This window comes from Thalassolituus sp. UBA2009, from assembly GCF_002335285.1.
GTDB lineage: Bacteria > Pseudomonadota > Gammaproteobacteria > Pseudomonadales > Oceanobacteraceae > Venatoribacter > Venatoribacter alkanivorans.
In genome coordinates, this window is sequence record NZ_DDCJ01000118.1 from 9,839 (window position 1) to 16,912 (window position 7,074).

Below are 7,074 nucleotides of genomic sequence, written 5' to 3' on the forward strand. Positions count from 1 at the left end.
AATGCGGCCCTGCGAGCCGTTAACCAGCATCAGGTGCTTTCCTTTCGGGCGCACACGCATATTCAGGGCGGGCACATGGCGGTAACCCAATGGGTTGCCGAGTACGCTGCGGATTTCCTGAAAAAAGAAGTAACCGAATGTTTGCAGGTCGCGAGCACAGCGGGCGAAATCGCGTTTCGGCATACCGTTTGTCTGCGGCTGATAGCAGATGCTGGCCTGCTGAACCTTAAAATTGATGCAGCGGCGGTGAATGCCGTTTTTACGCGCCAAAGTATCTAACCCGCTGGGCAGCAGTGGCGGGGTGTAATAATCGGCGTCTTCGTAGTAATACACGCCCAGAATATCGGCCAGACCGTTTACCACGGGTTCCGGATCACCGAACGAAAACCCAACGGCACCGGCCGCCGCCTCTGCCGTGTGCTGATGTTTTACGGGCTGTTGTGCGGTTTGTCGTGCTGATTTACGGCGCTTGCTCATTACGCGGCCTCACTGATGATAACGGTGGTTTTCTTGTCGTTTGGGGTGTCGGCGGTCAGGTCTTCAACCTGCAGGGCGTGCATGATTGCCCATGCCACATCGGCGTGGCCTATCTTGCTGTCACGGGCGGCCACGTAACTGATGCCGCTGCCAGTGGCCTGCCGGCGAATGGCCATAAATGCCATCGGGATATCCACATGGTCGGCTGACCAGCGGATGCGGTCTTTTGAGATAACCGCCTGGGCTTTCAGCACAAGGCGGGTTTTTGCGTCCACGCTGTAGTGAATCGGCGTTGCTGCAGGGTAGAAGTTCTGCACTTGTTCAAACACACCGTTACCGGGGCCGGTGCAGTCAATGCCGATAAACACCACGTTATAGCGGTCACACAGCTCCTTAATGCTCTGCGCCTGGAACTGCCAGTTTTCGTTTTTCATGCTGATGCGTTCCAGCAGCGTGAAGCGGCCACCGGCTGTTGTCGGAATTGCCAGCACCACAACTTCGGCCCAGTCGCGGGTGCGGCTTGGGTCGTAACCAATGGCCACCGGGCGGTTGCCATAGGGGCGTGTAGCACCGGGTTTAAATCCGTGCCAGCGGTCATCATTGGCGGCGCAGCCCAGCAGCTGATTAAGAATAAAGGCGCTGTTCTGGTCGTCGATGAATTCGCACTCATACAGCTGCCGGAAGACTTCCGGCACGTTCTCAATTTCTAAATCAGACAGGCGGAATAGATTACAACCGCCGGCCATTGCGTCATGAATGGTGATGACTTTGCGATACATGCCATCATTAGCGGCATGGCCAAGGTTCAGCTGCTTTTTATTGGGCATTTCAAACGGCGGCAGGTGTGGCCGTTTTTCTTGTACCTTCTGATATTCCTCACCGCTCCAAAGCGCGTAAGCGTCGTGCGATTTAACGGACGGCGTAGAAAAATACGTTTTGCGGTAATGCTTGTGTGAGGCGATGGCACCGGCCAGCTTGTTCAGCTTTTCAAAGTCCCGAATCCAGAACACTTCATCCAGATACACGTCACCGGACGGGCCTTGTGCTGTGCTGCTGTTTGTGGATAAAAACCAGAACGTCACCGGGCCGTGGTCGGTGTGGATAGTGACTTCATCACCGCCTTTTACTTCAACGCCGAACCACTCCATTGCGAACGCCAAAATATAGCGCTTAAATAGGCGCGACTGATTTTTACTGGCTGACAAAAAGGCTTTGTTGCGGCCTTCCAGAAGTGCAAGCGCGAACGCTTCGGCCGAACAGTAAAACGTCCAGCCGATCTGGCGCGATTTTAAATAAAAGCGGCGGCGGAATTTTTCGTTATCAGGGTCGTTAAGCAGCTTCTGAAATTCTGCCCACTGGTATGGGAACAGCTTGCTTTTCAGCTTTTCAAGAATTTCATCACGGCTGATGCCGCTGAAATCATTCTTTTGGCGCTTCTTTTTACGGCCACTGGTCACTTCAGCATTGTGCTGTGCCTTGACTGCTGCCTGGTGGTCTGCATCCAGCGGCAGGCTGGTTTGCAGGTGGTGTGCCTGCATCTGAATGGGGTCCGGGTCGCCGGGCAGGGTTACTGCTGCAATGCGGCCCTGGATTTTCTGATGCTTGGCGAGCAGCGTCTGCAGCCGCTCTATTTCGTTCAGCTGTGCAGGTGTCAGGGTTTCTTTGCTGCTCAGTATTGTCAGGATGCGGCGGTTATAGGCTTCTTCAATGTCGTCTGTCTTTACCAGGTCGTGCCAGCCGTCTTTTTCAATCCAGTCATAAAGTGTGCGGCGGGGGACGCCGGTTTCCCGCGCAATATCCGGAACCGTTACCCGCTTTATAAACAGGGTGCGCGCCAGCGCTTTGATGTCGTCTGAATATCGTTTCGCCATATCTGCAGAATTCTGTGCCGGTTAATGCGGTGATTTTCTGCAGTGTATAAACCCGGAGATATAAAAACGCGGCGAATATTTTTAAAGGTTTCTGGATATTAGCAAATAGAAAAATAGCGAATTTTTGCCGCTAAAAAACCGCGTTTTAAATGGCTAGTCTGCACATATCGAAAGGCACTGAGCCGAACGCAGAAGCGAAAACGAATAAAGGGCGGGGATATGTAATGCCGGTAATTGATCAGTGGTTCACGTTAGCAACAGCAGGCGAAACCGTAGATGGTCGCGTAATTGAAGAGCAATGGCTGCGCGACATGGCGGAGCGTTATGACCCGAATTACTACACCGCTGTTATTGATGCTGACCATGAGCTGGATTACTTCGGAGCCTATGGCCATGTGGCTGAGGTTCGACTGGGTGAAAAAGTTGGGCGGGTGTCACTGGAAGGAAAACTGAACGCTAATTTCCGGCTGATGGAAATGAACCGGATGGGGCAGCGCCTCTGGTTCAGCATCTGGCCGAAAGAAGTGGAAGGTAAGTGGTATTTGTTCCGTCTCGCGGTTACCGATAAACCATCAAGCATTGGCACGGACATGATGAAATTCAGCGCGTTGCCTAATGGTGAAAAGCCGCTGTTCACCGAACCTAAACCGCTGGAATTTACCGTGCAGGATAGCCAGGGCGATAAGTTCACAAGCTTTATGGGTGGTTTGCGTAGTCTGATGGACCGCTTCAGCACCCACTCACCCATTCAACAGACACAAGAACCTGAACAGGACGAAGACGCTATGACACCTGAGCAACTGAAACAACTGACCACCGCCTTTACTTCAGCCATTGAAGCCCAGGGCGAAAAATTTACCGCAGCCATTGCTGAACTGAAAAAAACACCGGAAACGGTGACGACTCCGGCAACGCCACCGGCTGGGGATGATGACGACGATAAACAATTCAGTACTGCTGAAATTTCTAAAACTCTGAAAGCCATCCAGGATGGTCAGAAGAATCTTGAAGAGCAGTTCGCAGAGCTGAAAAAAACACCGGGCAAGAACACTCAGTTCACTGATTTAACTGGCCCGTCTGAAGACGAAGATATTTCTACTGTCTGCTAATTACAAAACCACTGAACGCAAGCAAGGCTGAACAGCTGAAAGAAAAGGGAAACCGATATGCGTAATGAAACCAAAACTAAATTTAAAAAACTGCTGTTCGCCATTGCAATGGCCAATTCCGTTGCTGCCAGCGGAGTGGTGGCGGGTGAACAGTTTGCTGTTTCCGAACCGATGGAAACCAAGCTGAACGACAACGTACAGGCGTCTTCCGAATTCCTGACCATGATCAGCATGCACCCGGTTGTTGATATGAAAGGTCAGGCGCTGGATATGGCCGCCGTTGGCATGATTGGTGGTCGTACAAACACTGATGGTGATGGTGAACGTACTGGTACAGAACTGGGCGCACCGGATGGCACCACCTGGGAAGTGGCACAGACTGACTTTGATGTGTACATAAAATACCCAACGCTCGATCTGTGGGCACGTTACAAAGATTTTTACAGCCGTTATATGAAGGCGGTGTTCAAAGCCATTGCGCTGACCCGTATCACCATTGGCTGGTACGGCACTCATGCGGCGGCGACAACCAATAAAGCAACCTATCCGCTGGGTCAGGATGTGAACAAAGGCTGGCTGCAGGTCATGCGTGACCAGGTGCCAGAAAATATTATTGGTGAAGGTAAGCACCCAGGTACCGGGAAAATTTTTATCGGTAAAAGTTCATTTAACGATGATTACCAGAATCTGGATGCAGCAGCGTATGACCTGTACCAGATGATTCCTGTCGAACGTCGTACCGGTGATGAAGTTGTGATTGTTGGTGCCGCTCTGGTGGCAGCTGACATCGGAAAGACCCTGACTGAACACGCGGGTACTCCGTCTGAAAAGAAACTGGGTATCACCACCCTGTCTGCAACCTATGGCGGTCTGAAAGCCGTGCAGGTTCCGAACTTTCCGGATAACGGCCTGGTAGTAACCGACCTGAAAAACCTGCACCTGTATTGGCAGGAAGATCGTACACGCCGTAAAACAGTCGATAAATCGGAGAAAAACCGAATTATTGACTTCATTAGTTCAAATGATGCCTATGCAATCGGAGATCGTTTTGCCATTGCAGCGTTTGAGCCTGCATCTGTAGTTATCGTTAACGAAAAGACCCCGGACACGGTTTTTCGCACGACTTGATAACGGAATAGCCACTTAATCGTGGCTATTAAATACACCAAATAAAATGCAAAGGATAACCACCATGACCACACCAGCACGCCTTTGGGCAGAACGCAAACGTAATGAACGTGAGCAGGCGCAGACACGGGCTGCCATTGAATCTGCTGATGCAAAAGCCGTTACCGAACTGACCACGACAGCGACAGGCTTTGAAAGCCTGTGCATGAATCTGGAACAGGATCTGGTGTTGTTGTCGGGTAAGTCGTTGGAAGAAAAAGCGGCGTTAAAATCTGAGCGTTTTAAGGTGTATATGGCGCACGTTATTGAATACATGAATCAGGGTGAGGTTTATGCCAACCCTGTTCTTGTAGAAATGATGATCTGGTGCTTTGACCTGCTGATGGCAAAACATCCGGCAGGTAATGCCGTGCTGTTTGAAAAACTGGCCATGCAGTGTGTTGACGAAGGCCAGAAGCTGCCAGCGCGTTTTACCAGTAAGAACATTGCCACTTTCGTGGCGGATTCTGTGATGCAGTGGGCGCTGCAGCAGGTGAAGTTAAAACACAGCCCTGATCCGCTGTTTACCAAAGTATTTAATGCGCTGCCGACCTGGACGGTACCGCAAGCTGTGCTTATGAAATACCACAAGCTGGCCGGACAGCTGGCAACGGATAAAGGTGAATGGGAAGCCGCATTTGTGCAGCTGACCAAAGCCGACTTACTGAGTACGCCGAAGCATCCGGCGAAGGTAACCACGCTGAAAAAACAGGTGGTTAAAGAACTGGAAAAGCAGGGTATTCCCCTGCCCAGTGTGGACAACGACAGCAAGGAAGCTGACACCGAATAACGACTCCTGCACCACCGGGTGGCCCTTAACCTTCAGCAGCTCAGGCAGTGGCCTGTCTGAAAGGGTTAAGTAAGCCGCCTACCTATTCAACCAGGCAGTAAACAGCAGGCCGGATATGAGTGATTACAGCTTTGCCCCAAAAGCGCAACTGGTACGGGATGACAGTGACATTCCGAACGGGGCTTTTTGGCCTGCATTAAATCAGGCGGATTTTTGCGAGCAGTACGCGATAGATGATGACTTGCCCAATGCCATGATTAAAAACGCGCTGGTTATTGCCGCTGCGCGTACTAACCGGCGCCTGAACAGCTTTCGTCAACAGGTGGAGAGCAGCGGCGCGGTAAGTCTGGCAACTGCAGATAGTTCAACCGTGGCGGAATTATCGGTTGTTGTTGCGCTGTACCTGCAGGCAGTTTACAGCGATGCAAAAGCTCAACTGATTACCGACAGCATTACCACCGGGCGGCGTGTTGATGCAGAAAACTCAGCCCGCACGGGTGACGAGCTGGCAACCCATTATTTTGCCCAGGCTACAGGTGCAATTGCTGAAATCCAGGGCGTAAGTGCAACCGGGGTTTATCTGATATGAAAACCCTGAATTCACTGAATGAGCTTATTTATCAGAACCGCAAAGTTCTGAACGTATCGCTTAACAGCTTTGATGTGTTTATGGAGTCGGGGAAGCTGGAAGCAGGAAGCAATAAAGAAGATGACAACGGCCTGCACTATGCCGATTACCGTTATCAGCTTGCGCTGCAGATCGAGAATATGCACGCCGACAGGGGCGGCATTTTACTGGTGCTTCTGCATCAGTGGGTAACCGCCCTGGAATATCGCAGCGACCTTGACGCGCCGGACATTGTGACAACAGCACTGAGCGGCCAGAAACTTGACGTTGAAATGACACTGGAAGTACGCGACCCGATTTATTTAACGCGGGATGACGAAGGCCCGATTGTTATCAGAGGGCAGAAGTACAGCTTTGGTGACCATGTGCTGAATGTTGCTGAAAGCGTGACGGTGACCGGGAGCATAAAACCGTGATTACAACCCGGATGCAGGGCGACCTGAAGTTGATGAAGCAACTGCAGGTTCTGGCGATGCCACCGGCAAAGCGGAAGAAATTTCACCGTGAGGTGACGCGCCTGGTTATCCGTGAGGCCAGAGCGAATACCAAAGCACAGCGGACAGTAACCGGTGAAGCATTCGCCCCGCGTATAAACAAGAAGAAAAAAAAGCCACTGCTGAAAAATGTGGCGAAAGCTAAAAATCTGAAAGCCTATGTCGGGCCGAATAGCGGAAAGGTTACATGGCCTAATAGCCTGAGCGGGAAGATAGCCAGGGCGCAGCAGGAAGGCCACACAGAGACAATGACCGCCGGAAAAATGAAAAAGATTCGCGGTGTTCCGGACTATGACGCACCGGCTACCAAAGCGCAGGCAAAAGCCTTGCTGCAAGCCGGGTTCAGACGACCGACTGGTAAATATAAATCCGGGGTTAAGAAAGGCCAGACGAAAAGCCGCCGGGTTAGTAGTAAGTGGATCATGGAAAACATGACGCTTGGCAAAGCTGCTTTGGTTCTTCGGATATTGCTGGATAAGAAAACCAAAGCGTCATGGCCGGTAACGGTAAAAGCGCGGCCATTCTTCGGTCTGCGTAA

General features: G+C 51.4%; 7 protein-coding genes and 1 pseudogene. 6 read left to right on the forward strand and 2 right to left on the reverse strand.

Translation table 11 applies throughout. From position 1 onward, the window contains the following. Positions 1–477 (reverse strand): annotated as a pseudogene (locus tag B3P58_RS14725) (hypothetical protein); the annotation flags it as partial. Beyond that, entirely contained in the window at positions 477–2,348 is a 1,872-nt protein-coding gene (locus tag B3P58_RS14730; protein ID WP_286718668.1) for a terminase large subunit domain-containing protein, read from the reverse strand. The gene B3P58_RS14730 and the pseudogene B3P58_RS14725, both read right to left, overlap by 1 nt. A 224-nt stretch (positions 2,349–2,572) precedes the next feature. On the opposite strand from B3P58_RS14730, the gene B3P58_RS14735 reads away from it, so the two are divergent. The 6 genes from B3P58_RS14735 to B3P58_RS14760 all read left to right on the forward strand — a co-directional run. After that, on the forward strand, positions 2,573–3,457 hold the full coding sequence (locus B3P58_RS14735) for a GPO family capsid scaffolding protein (protein ID WP_286718671.1): 885 nt from the start codon (positions 2,573–2,575) through the stop codon (positions 3,455–3,457). Positions 3,458–3,514: 57 nt separating this feature from the next. Further along, positions 3,515–4,585 carry a phage major capsid protein, P2 family gene (locus tag B3P58_RS14740; protein WP_286718674.1) on the forward strand — a complete coding sequence of 357 codons (1,071 nt, stop codon included), beginning with the start codon at positions 3,515–3,517 and terminating at the stop codon, positions 4,583–4,585. A gap of 64 nt (positions 4,586–4,649) precedes the next feature. Then, the gene (gpM, locus tag B3P58_RS14745; RefSeq protein WP_286718677.1) at positions 4,650–5,414 is read left to right on the forward strand and encodes a phage terminase small subunit; all 765 of its coding nucleotides are present in this window, start codon (positions 4,650–4,652) and stop codon (positions 5,412–5,414) included. A gap of 115 nt (positions 5,415–5,529) precedes the next feature. Further along, entirely contained in the window at positions 5,530–6,003 is a 474-nt protein-coding gene (locus B3P58_RS14750) for a head completion/stabilization protein (RefSeq protein ID WP_286718679.1), read from the forward strand. Next, the gene (locus B3P58_RS14755; RefSeq protein WP_286718682.1) at positions 6,000–6,458 is read left to right on the forward strand and encodes a phage tail protein; all 459 of its coding nucleotides are present in this window, start codon (positions 6,000–6,002) and stop codon (positions 6,456–6,458) included. The genes B3P58_RS14750 and B3P58_RS14755 overlap by 4 nt, the downstream gene beginning before the upstream one ends. A gap of 29 nt (positions 6,459–6,487) precedes the next feature. Beyond that, positions 6,488–7,074 (forward strand): hypothetical protein (locus B3P58_RS14760; RefSeq protein ID WP_286718685.1); only part of this gene is annotated, 587 nt, incomplete at its 3' end.

Bases quoted from the DNA above. Each gene is read 5' to 3' on its own strand.
- gpM (WP_286718677.1), top strand. From the start codon at position 4,650: ATGACCACACCAGCACGCCTTTGGGCAGAACGCAAACGTAATGAACGT.
- B3P58_RS14755 (WP_286718682.1), top strand. From the start codon at position 6,000: ATGAAAACCCTGAATTCACTGAATGAGCTTATTTATCAGAACCGCAAA.
- B3P58_RS14730 (WP_286718668.1), bottom strand. From the start codon at position 2,348: ATGGCGAAACGATATTCAGACGACATCAAAGCGCTGGCGCGCACCCTG.
- B3P58_RS14735 (WP_286718671.1), top strand. From the start codon at position 2,573: ATGCCGGTAATTGATCAGTGGTTCACGTTAGCAACAGCAGGCGAAACC.
- B3P58_RS14740 (WP_286718674.1), top strand. From the start codon at position 3,515: ATGCGTAATGAAACCAAAACTAAATTTAAAAAACTGCTGTTCGCCATT.
- B3P58_RS14750 (WP_286718679.1), top strand. From the start codon at position 5,530: ATGAGTGATTACAGCTTTGCCCCAAAAGCGCAACTGGTACGGGATGAC.